Annotated in this window: 17 protein-coding genes and 1 CRISPR repeat array; of the genes, 3 read left to right on the top strand and 14 right to left on the bottom strand. The window is 39.7% G+C overall.

Annotated elements, in window-relative coordinates:
* Positions 1-105: 105 nt before the first annotated feature.
* The 3 genes from ACVPPQ_RS09230 to ACVPPQ_RS09220 form a co-directional block, all read right to left on the bottom strand.
* On the bottom strand, positions 106-987 hold the full coding sequence (locus ACVPPQ_RS09230) for a DNA/RNA non-specific endonuclease (protein WP_463494148.1): 882 nt from the start codon (positions 985-987) through the stop codon (positions 106-108).
* Between the two features lie 30 nt (positions 988-1017).
* Entirely contained in the window at positions 1018-1455 is a 438-nt protein-coding gene (locus ACVPPQ_RS09225) for a GNAT family N-acetyltransferase (RefSeq protein ID WP_463494146.1), read from the bottom strand.
* A gap of 226 nt (positions 1456-1681) precedes the next feature.
* Positions 1682-2110: a GNAT family N-acetyltransferase gene (locus ACVPPQ_RS09220; protein WP_463494144.1), complete on the bottom strand. Its 429-nt coding sequence runs from the start codon at positions 2108-2110 to the stop codon at positions 1682-1684.
* Positions 2111-2337: 227 nt separating this feature from the next.
* On the opposite strand from ACVPPQ_RS09220, the gene ACVPPQ_RS09215 reads away from it, so the two are divergent.
* The gene (locus tag ACVPPQ_RS09215) at positions 2338-3210 is read left to right on the top strand and encodes an alpha/beta hydrolase (RefSeq protein ID WP_463494142.1); all 873 of its coding nucleotides are present in this window, start codon (positions 2338-2340) and stop codon (positions 3208-3210) included.
* Positions 3211-3475: 265 nt separating this feature from the next.
* On the opposite strand, the gene ACVPPQ_RS09210 is transcribed toward ACVPPQ_RS09215, so the two are convergent.
* Complete coding sequence (locus ACVPPQ_RS09210) at positions 3476-4684, bottom strand: MFS transporter (RefSeq protein WP_463494140.1); 1209 nt, start codon at positions 4682-4684, stop codon at positions 3476-3478.
* 275 nt (positions 4685-4959) lie between these two features.
* Here ACVPPQ_RS09210 and ACVPPQ_RS09205 point away from each other — a divergent pair, with 275 nt between their 5' ends.
* Together ACVPPQ_RS09205 and ACVPPQ_RS09200 are read left to right on the top strand one after the other, a co-directional pair.
* Positions 4960-5154 carry a helix-turn-helix transcriptional regulator gene (locus ACVPPQ_RS09205; protein WP_025083923.1) on the top strand — a complete coding sequence of 65 codons (195 nt, stop codon included), beginning with the start codon at positions 4960-4962 and terminating at the stop codon, positions 5152-5154.
* 23 nt (positions 5155-5177) lie between these two features.
* The gene (locus tag ACVPPQ_RS09200; protein WP_463494138.1) at positions 5178-5549 is read left to right on the top strand and encodes a hypothetical protein; all 372 of its coding nucleotides are present in this window, start codon (positions 5178-5180) and stop codon (positions 5547-5549) included.
* A gap of 409 nt (positions 5550-5958) precedes the next feature.
* Here the strand turns inward: ACVPPQ_RS09200 and sufB are convergent, their stop codons facing one another.
* The 10 genes from sufB to cas9 form a co-directional block, all read right to left on the bottom strand.
* Positions 5959-7368, bottom strand: a complete 1410-nt coding sequence (gene sufB, locus ACVPPQ_RS09195) for a Fe-S cluster assembly protein SufB (protein ID WP_025083926.1) — start codon at positions 7366-7368, stop codon at positions 5959-5961.
* Complete coding sequence (gene sufU / locus ACVPPQ_RS09190; protein ID WP_025083927.1) at positions 7368-7859, bottom strand: Fe-S cluster assembly sulfur transfer protein SufU; 492 nt, start codon at positions 7857-7859, stop codon at positions 7368-7370. The genes sufB and sufU overlap by 1 nt, the downstream gene beginning before the upstream one ends.
* The gene (locus ACVPPQ_RS09185; RefSeq protein WP_056950202.1) at positions 7846-9084 is read right to left on the bottom strand and encodes a cysteine desulfurase; all 1239 of its coding nucleotides are present in this window, start codon (positions 9082-9084) and stop codon (positions 7846-7848) included. The genes sufU and ACVPPQ_RS09185 overlap by 14 nt, the downstream gene beginning before the upstream one ends.
* Entirely contained in the window at positions 9065-10366 is a 1302-nt protein-coding gene (gene sufD, locus ACVPPQ_RS09180) for a Fe-S cluster assembly protein SufD (RefSeq protein WP_463494135.1), read from the bottom strand. Before sufD ends, ACVPPQ_RS09185 begins: the two co-directional genes overlap by 20 nt.
* Positions 10367-10377: 11 nt before the next feature.
* Positions 10378-11160 (bottom strand): Fe-S cluster assembly ATPase SufC, encoded by a 783-nt coding sequence (sufC, locus tag ACVPPQ_RS09175; protein ID WP_025083928.1) that lies wholly within the window; start codon positions 11158-11160, stop codon positions 10378-10380.
* A gap of 178 nt (positions 11161-11338) precedes the next feature.
* Positions 11339-11554, bottom strand: coding sequence for a hypothetical protein (locus tag ACVPPQ_RS09170; RefSeq protein WP_025083929.1), 216 nt, complete (start codon positions 11552-11554; stop codon positions 11339-11341).
* Between the two features lie 20 nt (positions 11555-11574).
* A CRISPR array of direct repeats spans positions 11575-12468; the repeat unit is 36 nt; unit sequence GTTGATGAACTCATTGATTTGATACTCTTCTAAAAC.
* 1 nt (position 12469) lies between these two features.
* Positions 12470-13165 carry a type II-A CRISPR-associated protein Csn2 gene (csn2, locus tag ACVPPQ_RS09165; protein ID WP_035439041.1) on the bottom strand — a complete coding sequence of 232 codons (696 nt, stop codon included), beginning with the start codon at positions 13163-13165 and terminating at the stop codon, positions 12470-12472.
* Complete coding sequence (cas2, locus tag ACVPPQ_RS09160) at positions 13162-13467, bottom strand: CRISPR-associated endonuclease Cas2 (protein WP_056950500.1); 306 nt, start codon at positions 13465-13467, stop codon at positions 13162-13164. The genes csn2 and cas2 overlap by 4 nt, the downstream gene beginning before the upstream one ends.
* On the bottom strand, positions 13445-14350 hold the full coding sequence (gene cas1, locus ACVPPQ_RS09155; protein ID WP_463494131.1) for a type II CRISPR-associated endonuclease Cas1: 906 nt from the start codon (positions 14348-14350) through the stop codon (positions 13445-13447). Before cas1 ends, cas2 begins: the two co-directional genes overlap by 23 nt.
* 246 nt (positions 14351-14596) lie before the next feature.
* The gene (cas9, locus tag ACVPPQ_RS09150) at positions 14597-18691 is read right to left on the bottom strand and encodes a type II CRISPR RNA-guided endonuclease Cas9 (protein ID WP_463494129.1); all 4095 of its coding nucleotides are present in this window, start codon (positions 18689-18691) and stop codon (positions 14597-14599) included.
* Between the last annotated feature and the right edge of the window lie 43 nt (positions 18692-18734).

Raw genomic sequence — 18734 nt, 5'->3', positions numbered from 1 at the left:
CATCAATTTCCGTTCAAATCAAAGAAATCAGATTATCCTAAATTCGGGATAATCTGATTTCTTAACTTGATAGGCAATTGACAACCGCGTTCTGTCACAGCTGGTTTATTTAAAAACGTCCGTAATACTTTGAATAATTTTCTGAGGTTGTTTGATCGATTGCTTCGCTTTTTCAACAATTTCATTGGTCGAAAAGCCGCTGACCTTGGTTGTCGCATCGCTGGATGATCGGCCAGTTGCATAATCAAACTGCAAGCCCGGTTCAATGTTCCAGACATAGTCATTAAAGTTGAGGGACCCATCACTCGAGATGGCTTGCACCCAATAACCCCGCGGCATCAATTCATTGCCCCGAAAAACTGTCGTGACTTGATAGATGACTTTTTGCTTAGCCGCTAGTGCATCACGCACCTTTTCTTCAAAAATTTGCATCGTTTTTTGATTACTATATTCGGACTGAGTCGCCAGATTTAACGGATTATCCAGACTACCTTCCGCGCCTTGCTGATAGTGACCGTTCTGGTCAAAATTAAACGTGATCGTGTAGGCCAATAAGTGCCCGCGATTCTGAGGCGTCATTCGACGGCCATTAATCGTGACCGGTTGATTATGCCAGCCCGTCGGTTGCCAGTTCTGACTCGAACGCCCCTCCGATTTACCCAAATTACGATTCGATAAATACCCAGTAACCGTCGTTGTCCGGTTTAACGCATCTAAGGCGCCGTAATCAATTTTTTCAGTCTGCCAATTAGCAATCGACAAGGTACTTTTACCGTCATTCACCGGTAAATAAGCCGCATCCCCCGATTTAAAATCCCGCGCCGCTAGTGTGCTGTATTCAGACGCAATATTTTTGGACGTCGTCGGACTCGAAGTACTGGTCCTTTGACTCGCTTGATTAGTGGTCGGATTGGCCTGGCCGTAATGGTAACCCACTGCTAGCGCGGCCACAATTGTAGCCGCACTCGCTAATTTCTTAAACTTCATCTTCTAACCTCAATCCTCTTTCGTTTCTTTCTAAAACTCAATCGCGTACAAAACGGAATCATCCAGTTTGGTAAACGCTAATTTCTGGTAGAATTTTTCAGCCGGCATCCCACGATCAGTATCCAAAATCATGGCGTGCACGTCGTTAGCAACTAGTTCAGCTTGCAGCGCCTGAACCAAGGCTTTGCCGTAGCCTTGACCTTGCTTCGCCGGATCAATACACAATGTATCTAGTTGGTATTCTTCTCCCCGATACCAAGAGCGCACAAAACCTAAGGCGATCCCGATGATTTCATGATCAACCTCTAAAACCCAAGATTGTGCTGTATTCATCGACATCAACCGTTGAAAATGACGTTCAATATCCGCAACTTGATTGTCTTCTGACCAAGGCGCCTGCTGAAACGTTTTAACGTATAATTCAGCGGCCGATTTGATATCAGTCGGTTCGAAATTTCTGGTAAGCATACTGACCTCCCTGTTTGTTGATTGTTATAGTATACCAACAAACTACCTTTGAAAGATTACTTAATCGTTTATTATTAATCTAACTTCTCAATATAGTGTTGCGGATACTGGTGCCAATACGCCGTATAAACACTATCTGTTTTATTATTAAAATTTAGTTGATACATCCGAAAAGTGACAACTCTATTTTTAGGCTGCCACAACTCTTGGTAGGTGTATTGGTAAATTAAACCATTTTCTGCATAACTTTCCCACTACCAATATTATGAATATCATGTGTCGCGGTAACAAATGTCATCGTCGCCTTCAAAGAATCAAGAACGGCCTTGCTAGCCTCAGTCACAATCCCTTGTCCCCAAAATACTTGCATTAAACCATAACCGAAATCATGACTATCCTCCCCACTAACTGTGACATACCCAATCGGAAGATTGTTCGCTTTTAAACAGATTGCAAAATAATACCCCAATTCTGCTTGATATGTTGGTAATATATGCTGATTGTAAAATTCAATGGCCTGACTTTTCGTCGTTAACGGGTACCACGGCAAATATTGATTGACTTTTTCATCCGAAAAAATCGAAAATAACGCCCGCATATCAGTTTCATTAACCTCGAAAGGTCGCAATATTAACCGCTTCGTTTCAATAATCATTTTTTAGTCTTCCAAATCGCTTTTTAATTAATAGCATACCCTTTAATCAGAAATTTAGCACATTGAATAATGCTGATTAATCTTTACTGACTTTAATGATTCCTAAAAATTAAGCCACATCGTCAAAATAAAAGTCACTTCAACCCCTTTTCGTGAGCGTTTACATTTATAATGGTGTTAGCACATTAATTAGGTTTAAAATCTAAAAAAATTAGGAGGTCCAATTAATGCCAAAAATTGATATTCCAGCCATGCGCGCCCAAATGCAAGCCAGCGATCAAAAACGGGATGCCGGTTTAGTGGCACCTGATTCAGTTGAACAAATAACCGATTTGCATTACGGCCCGTACAAAATTGATAACCTTTTTGACATCTATTATCCCAAAGAAACAACTGGCGTTTTACCAACTATTATCAGCATTCATGGTGGTGGTTTCTTTTATGGTGATAAAGAATTATACCGTTTTTATACGCTATTTTTAGCCAGTCAAGGTTTTACAGTGGTCAATTTCAATTACCGTCTAGCCCCAGATTATCAATATCCCGCCCCTTTGGAAGATACCAACACGCTAATGAATTGGCTGTTACTTCATGGTCACGACTATCACATCGACATTAATCGACTATTTCTAGTCGGTGATAGTGCCGGTGCCCAATTAGCAGAGCAATACGCCACTTTAATTAGCAATCAACAATACGCACGATTATTTAATTTGACACCGGCTAACATCCATTTCAAAGCAATTGGTTTAAACTGTGGCGCCTACTTTATTGGTCAAAACAGCGCGATTAACCACGACTTCCCCTTCTATTTTGGCGAAACAATTACACCGCAATTAGCGCAACAATTTCCCGTTGAATCCTTTATCACTGACCAATTCCCACCGACCATGATTACAACGGCTACCCACGATTTCCTAAAAGAAGCCGCCGAACCACTAGCAGCCATTCTACGCGCAAAAGACATCACCACTCACTATCAGTTGTATGCTGATCCGAACGGTCGAGAATTACAGCATGTCTTTCATTTAGACCTCCGTAATCCGGTTGGTCAGCAATGCAACCTCGAAACACTCGCCTTTTTCAAGACATTTATTTGACGCCAACGTCGATTAATGAATTATTAACAACGATGCGAGCATTAAAATAACCCTTACTAAGGAGCTGATTTCGTGAGTATCATTGATGTTTTATTCAATGTTTATGATTTAAGTTGCGCAGCCATTGATTTTATTCGACGTGCGATTAGACTGCACAAATAGGCTAGCCGCCATTCATTAATAAATCGCTTTTTTAAAACTTAATAATAACAAAAGAAACGAGCTACCGATTATCAGGCAGCTCGTTTCTTTTTGTTGTTATAACTCAGTTCGAACTACCTTCTGCAAAGTTTTTAATTTTCTGATTACCGATAAAAAGTACCCCAAAAATAACCATGTAAACAGCGAAGAAAATGATAAACAGTTGCCAATCAATCATCGTTGCAATTTTTCCGAAAAATAATGAGCCAATTGGCAATGGTGCCACGGTTAAGGTGTTAAACGAACTAAAAAATTTCGCCCGTTGTCCTTGAACCAGACTGGCTTGCAGGTACGGCGTTGTGACCACTCGATTAAGTCCTTGGAACATAAAAGCGATTGCCCAAAATCCTAAAAATAGATAATTATTTTTGAGCAAGCATGAAATTATCAAACAAAGGCCCATTCCAAAACAACTAATCGGAAATAAATTACCTAATTTAAAGTGTTTTAATAATAATTTAGCAAACAATGTTGTCCCAATTGTCACCCCAATGGATTCAATTGCTAAAAGCAGGCCATAAAAGCCTGCGCCACCTAATTCTTTACCAATCAAGACGGCAAAAACGGCTAATCCCCCGAAGAAAAAATTGGCGAGTCCACCAAAAAGCGTAATTAATAGGAGATCTTTGCGCGCCCGAATTAATACAATTCCGCTAAAAATTGATGTCTTTTCCCCTTCAGCGCTCGCTATGGTATTTTCAGGCACATCTGGCATTTCAATTTTCATAAACAAAAAGGCACTGGCAATAAATGAAATAATATCAATGATCATTAATGAAAAAACGCTAAATACTTTTAATAAAAAGCCGCCAATCGCATTGCCAACGTAGTCCATGGTGTTGTACGAAAAAGACATGTACATTGAAGCACTTGAAAGCCTATTTTCCGCAACAATCTCCGGCATCAAAACGTCCTGTACCACATAAGCGTTCATCCCAAAAGTGGCAATCAAAAAGGCAAATATACAAATTAAGCTAGCCTTCAGAATCGTATCCATCTGGAATGCAATTAGTAGCATAATGGGCAGTAAGAATAAGCCTTGTCCCAATTCAATAATAATTAGTAGTTTTCTTTTATTGGTTCTTTCAATAAAATCGCCTAAAAGAAAAGAGAATAAATTAGGAATAAATAACGCAAAATTCAATACGCCTACCCAAAGACTGGAATTGGTCAGTGAAAAAATATACCAGGACAAACCAATGGCATATAAACTATCACCAACGTTACTGATGGAGCGACCTATGAATAAGCGTTTGAAATTTTGATTAATCAAATTATTTTCTCCTGCATTGATTTTAAAAATGGCTTTAAGTCAGACAACTCCCGCTTGTTAGGTCCTTCATCCTTTCACATTGAACCTCACTATCAAGCGTCCTTTTCAGCACTCTGGCAGCAACATCATTAAAATACTTTACTAATGATGTTATCAATCGAATTATTAGAAGTCAAGGAGAATTAAATTAGAGAATTTTCATTTTATACCGACTGAGGATTGTCACTTTACTTTTCACCGATTGTTAAGTACGCTTAACGAAAGCGGGTGAGTAAGTGAACAACGACATTCAAAATAGGCGTGAAGCAATCCATTTAAGTCGACAAGCGCTAGCGGATTTAGTTGGTGTCAGTCGACAAACCATTTACTTTATTGAAAATAAACAATATAAACCTTCGATTGATTTAGCACATAATCTGGCGCAAGTATTTCAAACAACTATCGAATCGCTTTTTTTCTTCGACAACTAACCCAAACGAAAGTAGGCTATCTAATGATGAAAAAAGATGAACGTAGTCAACAAAATTACGAACGTAGCGGTTATTATGCCCTGTTATTCTCAATTTTTCTAAATATAATCGGTATGATTGTTCTGCCGATTATTGAAAAAGGCCCTGGATTAGCTTTTATCAGCATTACTACTATTTACGTTTTACAGATGATTTTTTGGATCATCATGAACACGTTATTGATGAGAACAGCGCTGCAGCCTCATAGTCTTTTTTGTTTGATTGGCGCAATTGTCGCACCCCTGATTGGTGCTTTAATATTTATACTCACAAATTATTTATCAATCATTATCGCTAGTTTTATTGTCAGCGGGATGCTTGCTATACTATTTTTCAAACAACAAAAGAAAAATTAACGGGGTCGTACTTATGAGCAAAATTGTTGATTCATTGAAAAAAATGATTAAAAATTCTTTTTATATTGAATTGTCGACGTTTAATTACCCTTCAGACATTGAAGTTGCCAATAGAATAATAGATTACGCAAAGAACAATAACTGTAAACTCATTTTAAAAACACAAACCATGCCCATAAAATTTGAGTTAGAAAATGTATTATATTCTGCAACCCTTCAAATGGGCCGCGGATCGTACTACATTTTATGCACAAAAGAATAACGACATTAAGTCCCACTGAAAAATTCATAGAAACGAGTCAAGTATTTACAAACGGCATCAATTGCTAACGCACGATTCACTTTATCCTCAATAATAAAAAAAGCTTCTAAGTATTGATAGATCAATACTTAGAAGCTTTTTTAAATGCTAACCGACGGACCCTTCCATTTCATAGCTGATCAAGCGGTTTAATTCAACAGCGTATTCCATTGGAAGTTCTTTAGTGAATGGTTCGACGAAGCCCATGATAATCATTTCGGTGGCTTTGGCTTCCGAAATCCCGCGGCTCATTAGGTAATAGAGTTGTTCTTCGGAAATCTTAGAGACCTTGGCTTCATGTTCCATCGAAACGTTGCCATTTAAAATGGTATTATACGGAATCGTATCAGAACTCGATTTTTCATCCATAATAATCGTATCGCATTCGACATGCGCAAATGAACCATCACTATTCCGTTCAAAACGAACCGTCCCACGATAATCAACAGCGCCGCCATCTTTGGCGATTGATTTAGAAACAATCGAAGAAGACGTATTGGGTGCGGCGTGAATCATTCGCGCGCCGTTATCTTGGTCGACGCCTTCACCAGCGACAGCAATGGACAACATCGTGCCGTGTGCGCCTTCGCCATCGAGGTAGATACTAGGATATTTCATGGTAATTTTAGAACCTAGATTACCATCGACCCATTCCATCGTCGCATTTTCTAACGCTTGCGCCCGTTTGGTTTCCAAACTATAAACGTTTTTCGACCAGTTTTGAATCGTGGTATAACGGCAATAACCATCCCGTTTGACAAAGACTTCAACGACGGCCGCGTGTAAACTATCGCTTGAATAACTGGGTGCCGTACAGCCTTCAACATAGTTGACACTGGCGCCTTCATCAACAACAATTAAAGTCCGTTCGAATTGACCCGAGTTTTCGGCATTAATCCGGAAATAGGATTGGATTGGTGTATCAGTCCGAACCCCTTTAGGCACGTAGATAAACGTGCCCCCTGACCAAACTGCTGAGTTCAAAGCGGCAAATTTATTGTCGGTTGGTTTAACCAATGTACTGAAATATTCTTTGACAATATCCGGATATTCTTTAAGTGCGGTATCCATATCAGTAAAAATAATCCCGAGTTTTTCAAATTCATCATGCATATTATGATAAACCACTTCAGATTCATATTGCGCACTCGAACCCGCTAAATATTTACGTTCCGCTTCGGGCACCCCTAGACGTTCAAAGGTATCCTTAATCTTATCGGGCACATCGTCCCAATCACGGTATTGTTTATCGGTCGCTTTTTGATAATATAACATGTTCTCTAAATCTAATTGCGATAAATCAGGCCCAAAATCAGGCATTGGCATTTTTTCGTAGGCGTGAAATGATTTCAAACGAAAATCAAGCATCCATTTGGGCTCTTTTTTCTCGTGTGAAATGGCGCGAACGACATCTTCGGTTAAACCACGACCCGTTGAAAAAACGGGTTCAACATCATCACTAAAACCGTAATCATATTCTTCAAATTGCGGCATCGTTGTTTTTGCTTCTTCTGTCATTAATCTGTTTCCTCCGTTTCTGCATGGTTCACAATCTGGCCGCTAACGGCGGAATGCTGGTCACTGATTAAGGCTTTATGCAGGGCTTTCCAAGCGAGGGTCGCACATTTAATCCGCGCCGGAAACTGTTGGACTCCCTGCAAAATCGCTGCGTCTTCGAGGATTTCCCAATCTTCATCAGGCCGGTCACCAATCATCATGTCTGAAAAACGTTCAATCATCGTTTCAGCTTGAGCGGGTGTCTTACCAAGAACGGCATCGGTCATCATACTGGCTGAGGCTTGGCTAATCGTACAGCCTTCGCCCGAAAAAGCGATTTGGCTAATTTTGCCATCCTGTAGTGCAATTTCAAGTTGTAACACATCGCCACAAGTTGGATTGCGTAATTCAATTTCATGATCCACCGTGTCCAAATGACCATGATGGTGCGGATGTTGTGAATGATCAAGAATCACTTGGCGGTATAAATTATCTAGTTTAGAGAGTGCCATCTTGGAAAAACTCCTTTGCGGCTTGAATTGCTTGAACCAATTTATCAACATCGGCTTCCGTATTATATAAATAGAAACTAGCCCGCGCAGTGGCGGCGACGTTGAGCCATTTCATTAATGGTTGCGCGCAGTGGTGGCCAGCACGAACAGCCACGCCTTCCATATCGAGGGCGGTTGCTAAATCGTGAGGATGTAGATTGTCTAGATTAAACGCAATCACACCCGTCCGGTCTTGCGCATTTTGCGGCCCATAAATCGTTAAGCCATCGATTGTTTGTAACGCTGGAATGGCCTTAGCGACCAGCGCTTGTTCGTGCGCTTGAATCTGTGCCATGCCGATTTGATTTAAATAATCAATTGCAGCGCCCAAGGCAATCGCGCCTTCAATATTCGGCGTGCCACCTTCTAAGCGCCAAGGCAATTCTTTAAAAGTGGATTGTTGCAGTTCGACAAAATCAATCATCTCACCACCATATTCAACTGGCGTGACTTGTTCAAGTAGCGTTTTTTTACCGTATAAAACGCCAATTCCAGTTGGACCGAGCATTTTATGACCGGAAAAAGCGTAGAAATCTGCGTCCAAATCCTGCACATCAACCGGCATGTGTGGGATGGCTTGCGCGCCGTCCACGACTAAATAATTACCAAACTGATGAACCAATTGCGCAATCGCTTGAATCGGATTAACCACTCCGAGCACGTTTGAAGCATGCGTTAAACTGACAATCTTCGTCCGCGGACCAATCTTAGCCTTCGCGTCCGCTAAATCTAATTGGCCATCTGGTAACAAATCGATATAAACCAGCTTCGCGCCAGTCTGTTGCGCCAATTGTTGCCAAGGCACCAAGTTACTGTGATGTTCCATATAACTAATCAGGATTTCATCGCCAGCTTGAACGACTTGCGGGCCAAAATGGCTGGCGACCCAATTCAAACTCTGCGTTGTGCCTTTAGTGAAAATAATCTCAGCACTTTGATCAGCATTGATAAACCGTTGGACCTTTTGACGCGCGGCTTCATACTGTTCTGTCGCCCGTTCGGCCAATGTATGGACCCCGCGATGAACGTTGGCGTTATCAGTCTGATAATAGTCAACAATCGCATCAATCACTGCTTGTGGTTTTTGCGTAGTGGCCGCGTTATCCAAATAAATGAGCGGTTCATCATTCACGATTTGATCGAGAATCGGAAATTCTTGGCGGATGTTATTCAGACTTTTGACCATCGATTAACTTCCTTTCAATCGTCGCCGTCAATTGTTGACGGACCACTTTATCCGGAATTTCGGCTAAAACAGCGCCTAAGAAGCCCCGAATAACGAGTCGTTGAGCCACTTCTTTCGATAGGCCACGACTCATTAAATAGTACATTTGTTGTTCATCAACTCGGCCAACGCTGGCCGCATGACCAGCTTGAACGTCATTTTCATCAATTAATAAGAGTGGATTAGCATCCCCACGCGCGGTTCGAGACAACATCAAAACGCGGTTTTCCTGTTGCGCATCGGCACCCTTCGCACCTTTGATGATGTGGCCAATCCCGTTAAAGGTTAACGTCGCATCTTCTAGGATGACACCATGTTGTAAAATATGACCAATTGACCGCTGCCCAATATTCGTGACCCGCGTATCAATGCCTTGAACCTGTTTACCGGTTGAAATTGCCACAACCTTCGTTTCAGCGTGTGAGCCTTCACCGACTAAATCAGAATCGAAATCACCGATAATATTGCCATCATTCATGAAGCCTAGCGCCCAGTCAATCCGTGCGTCGCGCATTAAATGTCCACGCCGATTTAAATAAGTCGTGACCGATTGACCAAATGAATCAACTGACGCAAAATGGACGTGACTATTATCTTTGGCAATCACTTCAACCACGACGTTCGCTAAATTTTTATGATCGCCGGCGGTTTGTAGATTTTCAAGATAACTAAATTCACTATTGGTTTCAGCGACAATTAAGACGTGGTGGATAAAATCAACCGGTTGCGTGCTATCTTGCACGTAATACGCCGTGATTGGTTCCTTGATGACCACGTTCTTCGGCACATACAAGAAAGCACCACTATTCATCAACGCCGTGTGAAAGGCCGTTAAGCGGTCTTCATCGGGTTTAACCGTAACTTGCATGTAATAGGCTTTAACCAATTCCGGATAATCGCGTAAGGCCGTAAAGATATCGGTAAAAATCACCCCTTGGGCCGCTATCGCTTCTGGTAGATTAATCTTAACCGTCGTTTGTCCGACTTGCACGATATAAGGTTGACTGGCATCTAATTGTTGTGCTGTTTCTGGCACTAAATCAGCACTGGACGTCACTAATTGTGGCGTGTCAGCGGCCATAACTGGCCAATGCTTAAAGTTAATTTTTTCAAAAATTGGGAGTGCTAACGAATCGATTTGAGCGAGTGCGGCTTGACGCATTTCAATAAACCAGGCTGGTTCTTGGTGTAATGCGGCAAAGTCGGCCACTTGTTCGGGCGTAATTGCTAATTGTTTTTTCATCAAATCGCCCCCTACTTGGTTTCTTCGTCAACTAGTTTAAGATCTAACCCTAATTCATCACGCAAACCAGCATAACCTTCATCTTCCAAACGTTGTGCCAAACTAGCATCGCCAGTCGTCACAATTTTACCGCCCATCATAACGTGTACATAGTCCGGCACGATATAATCCAGTAACCGTTGGTAATGCGTAATGATCAGCGAACCAAAATCAGCCCCGCGCATTTCGTTAACCCCTTTGGAAACGACTTGTAAGGCATCGATATCCAAACCAGAATCAATTTCATCTAAGATGGCGAATTTAGGTTCAATCATCATTAATTGTAAAATTTCGTTGCGTTTCTTTTCACCGCCAGAAAAACCTTCGTTTAAATAACGTTCAGCCATTTCTTCAGTCATATCTAAAAAGGCCATTTGTTTGTCTAATTTTTTCAAAAAGGCCATGACTGAGATTTGATCATCTTCAGGACGGCGGGCATTAATCGCAGCACGCATGAATTCAGCATTCGTAACGCCTTGAATTTCAGCAGGGTATTGCATCGCCAAGAAAAGACCAGCGCGTGCCCGTTCATCGACCGGCATTTCTAGAATATTTTGACCATCTAATTTAATTTGCCCTTGTAGGACTTCATATTTAGGATTACCCATAATGGTTTCCGATAACGTTGATTTACCAGTCCCGTTCGGCCCCATAATGGCGTGAATTTCGCCCGTACTCATCTCTAAGTTGACACCTTTTAAAATCTCTTTACCCTCGATACCGACGTGTAAATCGATGATTTCTAATTTAGACATTGATGACCCTCCATGAGCGCATAATCGCGCATTTATACACTTTTCATTTTAAGCTAAATGAGAACGCTTTTCAATAGTAAGAAAAAAGAGCTAGCGGCTAATCCACTAACTCTGCTTATTTATATTTTAAATCTACTTTACTTGTTAGTTATTTATAATAACCATCTTCAAAACTTACTTAACTCAATTTATCGAAAATAAAAGCACGATCGTCGCGATTAATAATTAAACATAGAATAGCACCTACTAGAGCATCGCCTAGTACCGATAACCCATTTCCCACTAATCTATATTGAATAGTACTTGCAACTAACGCACCGATAAAACATAAAAACCAATTACCAATGACGTGCCCCCAACTACTTGATTTCTTGTTAGATTCTTTCCTATTCATGTTTAAGGCCCCTATTTCAAGTTAATAAACCCATTGATTTGATACTCTTCTAAAACCATACATAGGATTATTAAATTTTAGTCTATGTTGATGAACTCATTGATTTGATACTCTTCTAAAACACAAGGCCCGCGCATTAGCGAGCAAAGGAGGTTGATGAACTCATTGATTTGATACTCTTCTAAAACATCTGACCGATTGCCAGAAATTAAGTAGTGGTTGATGAACTCATTGATTTGATACTCTTCTAAAACAGATGTTGAGAATAATGAATATCAAGCCCAGTTGATGAACTCATTGATTTGATACTCTTCTAAAACGGTTTGACCATCAACGATTTCAGCAGCACGGTTGATGAACTCATTGATTTGATACTCTTCTAAAACATTGACTCGCTTAGTCGTGAGAACTGCAAAGTTGATGAACTCATTGATTTGATACTCTTCTAAAACGTTTTTGTACCATCCTTTTATTTTTTGAGTGTTGATGAACTCATTGATTTGATACTCTTCTAAAACGATACAAGGCCATCGAGGCTTCTTTTGTATGTTGATGAACTCATTGATTTGATACTCTTCTAAAACCAATCCTAACGATCGTCTCTGTCAGGTGTTGTTGATGAACTCATTGATTTGATACTCTTCTAAAACTTGATGGCATTGAGAAGAAGGAATTTCCGTGTTGATGAACTCATTGATTTGATACTCTTCTAAAACCTTCGTCATCTCCTTTCTCAAAGAACCCTGGTTGATGAACTCATTGATTTGATACTCTTCTAAAACTAATTTCGGGATTAATACCCGCTTGGTCGAGTTGATGAACTCATTGATTTGATACTCTTCTAAAACAATTGTCTGATGAAATCTCTCATCATGTGAGTTGATGAACTCATTGATTTGATACTCTTCTAAAACGTTATTTTTTCATCATTCCTTCATCTGAATCATAGCGCCACTCAACATAATCAGCGTCGATATGATAATACCGGCATTCTTGGTACCTAGTCGGATTTGAGGTTTCTGAAAATTCGATGATAAAGAGTTTCACATTCAACGTCGCCATTAATCTTACCAATTCATTAAATTGGCTGATACTAAGATAATGAGAAACGTTCATCAATACAATAATTTTAGTTTCATTTAATTCTGAAGCAGTCAATACTATACTCTCTATTATACCATAGGGATCGGTTTGGATATCATTTGAAAACTTTAAATTAAAGTATTTTAGCGCTTTTTGAACGTCCAACTCTAAATCAATATCAAGCGCTAAATCATACATAAAAGCAGCCTCTAAAATAGCGGCCCGCATCTGACTATCAAGCTTAATTAAGTTTTGACGCTGATTATCCGTTAAATCCTTCGCCATTTTTTTAATCAAACGGCTTTGAAATAATTTATTAGGATCTAGCGTTGATATTTCACCACCCCATAATACACTCTTAACAATATCGATTAATTGATATTGGTCATCGCTGATTTTAAGCGTCTCTTGTTGCTCCTTAAAACCTGCAATTAATTTGGTATAAACATCTGCTGAGTTGGTACTAAAAACCGTTATTTTCTGATTAGTCATTTCAAATGGCCGATAAGGATACATTGTAATTCTCATAAAATCAACGTCCTTTCTGCCGAATTACGCACATCATCTTTTGATTCACCGACCAAGAAATGCATTTTATTGTATTGTTGTTCCGTCACCATTAATGTTTGAATCAACCCATCTTCAGGCGTAAATCCCGCGATTCGATTTTCAATGAATTGGGCTGATTGTTTACTGACACAAACGCGGACGTAGACCGAATACTGAATCATCAAAAAACCTTCATTTAGCAATGCTTTTCTAAAATGGCGATATGCTTTTCGTTCAAGACTCGTTTCAGTTGGTAAATCAAACATGACTAATAAGCGCATTATGCGGTACCTCATGACACATGACCACCTTTACTTCTAAAGATTGTTTCGGATTACTCATAAAATTCAAACAATTCTGAACGTGTTTGGTTAACGCATTGCGTAAAATGGTCATATGACCGTTATACTCTAATTCTAAGTTCAATAATTCAACCAGACCAAACTTAACATCAGCCGTTAATTCATTAAACTTTTGGTGAGCCACCCAATAATCAATCACCGGTCGAAAGGGTTCCATCAAATCCGATCCCAAGTTAAAATCATTCATCGCATTGTGATGATGAACCCCAAACTGGGTTAAATAACCGTTACAGACAATTTCGCGATTAACCGCCGATAATAAAAGACTGTAGCCATAGTTTAGCGCGGCATTCGTTGCATTCGCATCAGTCCGTGTGAAATCTTGACCGAACATCTTTTGAAAATATTTACGTGCAATCACCGCTTCTCGATTACTCTGGTCGGCAAACTCAATTTGCTGGGCTTCTAATTTTAAATCAGTAATATCTCTACCCAATAATTCAGCACTTTGAATTTGCATCGCAATTTTAGCCTTCACAACGGTAGTCCAAAGCGTGTCTTTCAATTCAGTTGACCAATCAACTTGTTGCTGAATCGATGCCAAACTACGATTACCTGGATAATCATCAACCACTTCACAAGCTGGATTGCCATCCCGCCCGGTAAAGATAATCTTAGCCCCAGAACTACTTAATTCGGTAATTGCCGTCGCGGTTACTACTGCTTGTGTGGTCGCCACTAATAAAATTTGAATATCATCAATTGGTACCTGATGTGTTGCATCGTTGGTTTGTACCACAATCTTTCGGCCCGAATACGACACCTTTGCATGTTGTGATATCACAACTGTTCGCCACCCCATATTCCTCACTCCAATTAATCATTTTGTAGCCTTGTTTCTTAAAACAAGGCGTGTTATACTTCAGTTGTTGAGCCTGATACTCTCAACCGATAAACTCATTGATTTGATACTCTGGGTTAAAATCAAACGAAACCTTCGGGTTAAGTTTTTACTTCTGAGCCTCGTATGAGGCCTTTTTTTATGCCTTCATTTCAGATAAAAAGCTGGTTCATCATTAATTAAAATGACGAACCAGCTTTTTGAGTTCTATAAATCTTTCAAAGCCACACGTCGTTCGAATAGACCGGTCGGTGATTGGTAGATGATTTTGGTCTCAGGGCTAAGCGATATCCCATTAGATTTTTGAAGTTTTCCAAACGGCGTAGACATATTTAGTGCTTTTAAATCCCCCATCGCTGCATTCGCATGTAATCCAATCAAAATTCGATCTAAAATTGTCTTTTGTCCCACCTGAATTAATTTATGATTCTCCCATTGATCCTGCCATGGTAATTCGTTAAATTTATCACGTCCTACAAATAATTTCTCTCTAAAACTATTCATGTCATACAGTGGGAAATATTTCTGAACTCGTTCTAATATTTGATCATAAACAACTGTTGCCTGTGCCTCCAACTCAGCCTTTGGCAATTGGCCATTTAACACTTGCACGGCTTTTTTATCAAGTACTAACTCTTGCGCATTATTTTTATAGGTAGCTGATGACAATGTTAATTCCTGTCCACCATCGTAGAACCGTTGGTTAATTAAAATTTTCGGTAAGAGCACTTCGAATGGTTTAACGACTGTCACAACTTCATCTTTTTGCTTTTTAGTCGCGGAAAATTGAGGCGTTAATAATGCAGTCAATCTTTGCAGCTTAATCATTGCGTCTTCAATGTGTTCTAGCTCATCGACCCAAGCCGTTTGCACCCCACAAATACGATAAAGATCACCCTTTTTTTCAGTAATGCGCACTAAACACATATAAGCGACTGTTTTACCAGAATAACCACCATAAATTGCCGTTGGTCGGTTTTCTTTAGCTGCAATCAATTGACGACCACCTTGACCACTCGCTTTGTCATCTTTAGCTTTATAGAGCGTCTGATTATACAACGCGCCGTGATTAATATGCACTTCACGCGTCACCAGAATTTTCTTGAAATCATAGATTTTATTCATATAAGCTAAATCATGGTCTTTTTGCCAAATAAGCTCACCCGTTTCAGCATCAACCTGTTGCTCTTGGCGTAAACCATTTAGAAAATTAAAGTTACGCCACTGGTCATTGGCCTTAAAACCTTGTTGGTATTGACCGTAGACGAAATAATGGGCCAATTTAGGGTATTTCTTCAGTAAATAGAGGCCCACAAAAGCCGTTAGATACGCATCAAAAGCGTGATGGTAATTATTTAAATTTCGATTCTTAGGAAAATCAAAATCTTCGCGCATTTGGTGGGTTAAGCCACTTTTAACCGTCACTAACTGCACGTCTTCATCGGCATATTGATCGACTAATAAGTTAGTTGCGAGTTTAATCACTTGCCGGGTTTCAACTAATTGGCGATTGATAAAGCCACTCATGGTGTATTTATTGAGACTATCTGGATTTAACGTTAAATTATTATATTTACGGCGCGTCAGCAAACCGGCCCGTAACATTTGTTCCCACTGACTGCGCATTTTTTGCCCAAATCGTTCTTCAGTAAAATCAAGCGGTACGTGGTCTGATTTACTCCGATTCATTTTTGCCGATACTAATACCCGGTTATCCAACGAATTATCTTTGATAAAGGCTTGCGGTAAAATATGATCAATATCATACTCCGATAACCGATCAATATTTAACGACTCACCCGTATACATATCCCGACCGCCTTGCATGAAATACAAGAATAGTCGATCTTTCGATAAATTAGCATACTGTGGATCGGCCAATTCTTTGTTGAGCTGATCATTATTTAGCTCTTGATAGACTTGTTCAACTTGGCGACGCCGTTGTGTTGATAATCGCGGATTAGCTTGTTTTTCACGCGCAAATTCGATTAAAATCCGAGCCGGTGCTTGCCCCTTCATCGCCTTTTGAATATCGGCCACGACTAGTAATATTTGTCGTAGAGCTTTTTTATTGGAAGGTGACGTGTATAACTCGTTAATTACATCTTGCGTATCATTATCCGCTAATAACATTTGGTTAGCTTGAGTCACGGCCTGATCAAAATCATCAGAATGAATAATCCGCATAAAATTGTCATTGGTATTCCAAAGAATATCGATAATCCGTTGACCATTTTGATCGACAATTTTGGTTAATAGTTTAGTCGATAATTGGCCCCAACCACGGTACCGTTTATTCGATAGTCGCTGGCGTTGTTCGTCCGTTAACCAATTAATTTCACGTAATTTATCAGCAAATATTTTGCCATCCTCAAAAATCGTTGACCATTCAATCATTTTTTCAAAATCGGTTTGCTTATTAGGGTCATCAATCATATCCCCAAAGATTTTCTTAAGATCATGGTAAGTACTCAAACTACTATTAAATTTCTCACCATCTGACAAACCCGTAATGTTTGGTCGACTCGCATACTGCCCCTCAGAGACAAGATAAGCTTGAATATTTTTAACCGTAACATGCGCTTGTTGTATGAATTTATCGTTAAAAATGGCTTGCTTTTGTTCGACCGTAATCGGTTGATCATCGATTTTAATGCCATTCAATTCATTTAATACTTCAAACCGTTGATACAACAAACTTTGCTTTGGCAAAACATCTTCGGCCAACAAATAAGTATCAGTGGTTGTCATTCGTTTAATGAATTCATTCGCGGAAGCTTGGCGGTCGACTTTCTGATCAAAATTCCACGGCGTAATCGCGCCTGGTTCTTTACGAATCATCCATGCAAATTTTTTATTAGAAGTTTGGAACTGTTCTTCAGCCGTAATCATCGGGCCGACGTAATAAGGCACTCTGAATGTCACCAACTCATCTAATTTATAGGGCGCCATTTTTTGCCGTTGTTCATTGGGGTTAATGTCCGCCAACCAAGGATAATATTGTTTTTGATTTTCAATAATTTGATCCAATTCCTGTTGATGTAACTGGTGTGGAATGGCGCCGTTGTCCTTAGTGCGTTGTTTAGGCATAAACTGATCCAATTCAATCAATTTTAGAATTTCGATAATATTTGTATCCTCTGAATCTTTTTTTAATACTTTCGTGATTGCCGCATAGAAATCCTCACGTGAACCGTGCTGCTTATCTTCCGGATGATCAATATAGTCATCATATGCCTTTTCAAGTGCTTTATTTTCTTTATCAGATAATTGTTCGCGAATTGACCGCAACATTATCAGATGTGCTTTATGCGCTTCATACTTATCAATCATCGCCTGTGAAATTGATTGTCCCTCAGGCACAATCCCAGTCAGTAAAACACCTGAATAAAGAGCTCGTAAAATTTCAATGATTTGTACGGCGTCATCATTATCCGCAATATTTAAGTCGCTCAACTTAGCATCAAAATCTTCAGCATTAAAACTTAACGTCCACGCTTTGACATCTTCGACTTCGATACCTGTGATGAGATTAAATTTCGCCTTTAAGCCTAGAATCGCTTTCAATAATTCAGTTGCAATTGCTTTATATTGCTTTTCCGAATCTTTTGAAGCAGCGGTTTGGTAAATTAACGGTAGTGCTTTGCGTTGGCGCACACTAGCGCTTAAATTGTTATCCAACAAAATTGATTTAATCTCATCTAAATTGCTTTCTGATAAACTGAAGCCGACTTCACTAAAGATTGTTCCAAAAATCTGATTTAACGCTGCGAAATCCTTAGCTAAATCAATTTCTCCGCTTTTAAAAGATGACGCGGCAGCTGCGTTCAAAAAATGCCCCCGGTATTTGACAATGTGATGCATCGCCAAATAAATTTCGCGTAAATCAAATTGCCGCTTTTCAGTCATTAACGCGTAGCGCAAATGATAAATTGTCGGATATTGATAGTGAAAATCGCTGTCCAAACGATCATTAAATAAACCAATTTGTGGCTGCTGTTTTTGTAAATCCTTGGGGCTTAAATTCGATTGTTTCTGTCTTAAGAAAAAAGTCGCATCTTGCGGTGTGATGTAAGGTTCAAAAATTTCGCGTAATAAACCTAAGCGCCATTTACGCCGTTTTAAGCGGCGGCGCGTCGTTCTAAACAGTCGTCGGTCTTCAGCTGTTTGACCTTCATCGTACAGTCGAACACCGTACCCTAATTTTCCCTTAATTCTGACTAACTGACTTTGATCATTAACCACTGACCAGCCGATGGAATTGGTCCCAATATCTAATCCAATATTATATCGCTTATTCATATTATCTGATCCCCCTAATCACTTAATAAGTTTAGTATAACTA

This window comes from Latilactobacillus parafuchuensis (assembly GCF_055271665.1).
Note: the sequence above shows the minus strand (reverse complement) of the source record. Positions and strands in the feature narration are given on the sequence as shown.

Bases quoted from the DNA above. Each gene is read 5' to 3' on its own strand.
- sufB (WP_025083926.1), bottom strand. From the start codon at position 7,368: ATGACAGAAGAAGCAAAAACAACGATGCCGCAATTTGAAGAATATGAT.
- sufU (WP_025083927.1), bottom strand. From the start codon at position 7,859: ATGGCACTCTCTAAACTAGATAATTTATACCGCCAAGTGATTCTTGAT.
- sufC (WP_025083928.1), bottom strand. From the start codon at position 11,160: ATGTCTAAATTAGAAATCATCGATTTACACGTCGGTATCGAGGGTAAA.
- ACVPPQ_RS09215 (WP_463494142.1), top strand. From the start codon at position 2,338: ATGCCAAAAATTGATATTCCAGCCATGCGCGCCCAAATGCAAGCCAGC.
- ACVPPQ_RS09225 (WP_463494146.1), bottom strand. From the start codon at position 1,455: ATGCTTACCAGAAATTTCGAACCGACTGATATCAAATCGGCCGCTGAA.
- ACVPPQ_RS09170 (WP_025083929.1), bottom strand. From the start codon at position 11,554: ATGAATAGGAAAGAATCTAACAAGAAATCAAGTAGTTGGGGGCACGTC.
- cas1 (WP_463494131.1), bottom strand. From the start codon at position 14,350: ATGGGGTGGCGAACAGTTGTGATATCACAACATGCAAAGGTGTCGTAT.
- ACVPPQ_RS09185 (WP_056950202.1), bottom strand. From the start codon at position 9,084: ATGGTCAAAAGTCTGAATAACATCCGCCAAGAATTTCCGATTCTCGAT.
- ACVPPQ_RS09200 (WP_463494138.1), top strand. From the start codon at position 5,178: ATGATGAAAAAAGATGAACGTAGTCAACAAAATTACGAACGTAGCGGT.
- csn2 (WP_035439041.1), bottom strand. From the start codon at position 13,165: ATGAGAATTACAATGTATCCTTATCGGCCATTTGAAATGACTAATCAG.
- cas9 (WP_463494129.1), bottom strand. From the start codon at position 18,691: ATGAATAAGCGATATAATATTGGATTAGATATTGGGACCAATTCCATC.
- ACVPPQ_RS09230 (WP_463494148.1), bottom strand. From the start codon at position 987: ATGAAGTTTAAGAAATTAGCGAGTGCGGCTACAATTGTGGCCGCGCTA.
- sufD (WP_463494135.1), bottom strand. From the start codon at position 10,366: ATGAAAAAACAATTAGCAATTACGCCCGAACAAGTGGCCGACTTTGCC.
- cas2 (WP_056950500.1), bottom strand. From the start codon at position 13,467: ATGCGCTTATTAGTCATGTTTGATTTACCAACTGAAACGAGTCTTGAA.
- ACVPPQ_RS09220 (WP_463494144.1), bottom strand. From the start codon at position 2,110: ATGATTATTGAAACGAAGCGGTTAATATTGCGACCTTTCGAGGTTAAT.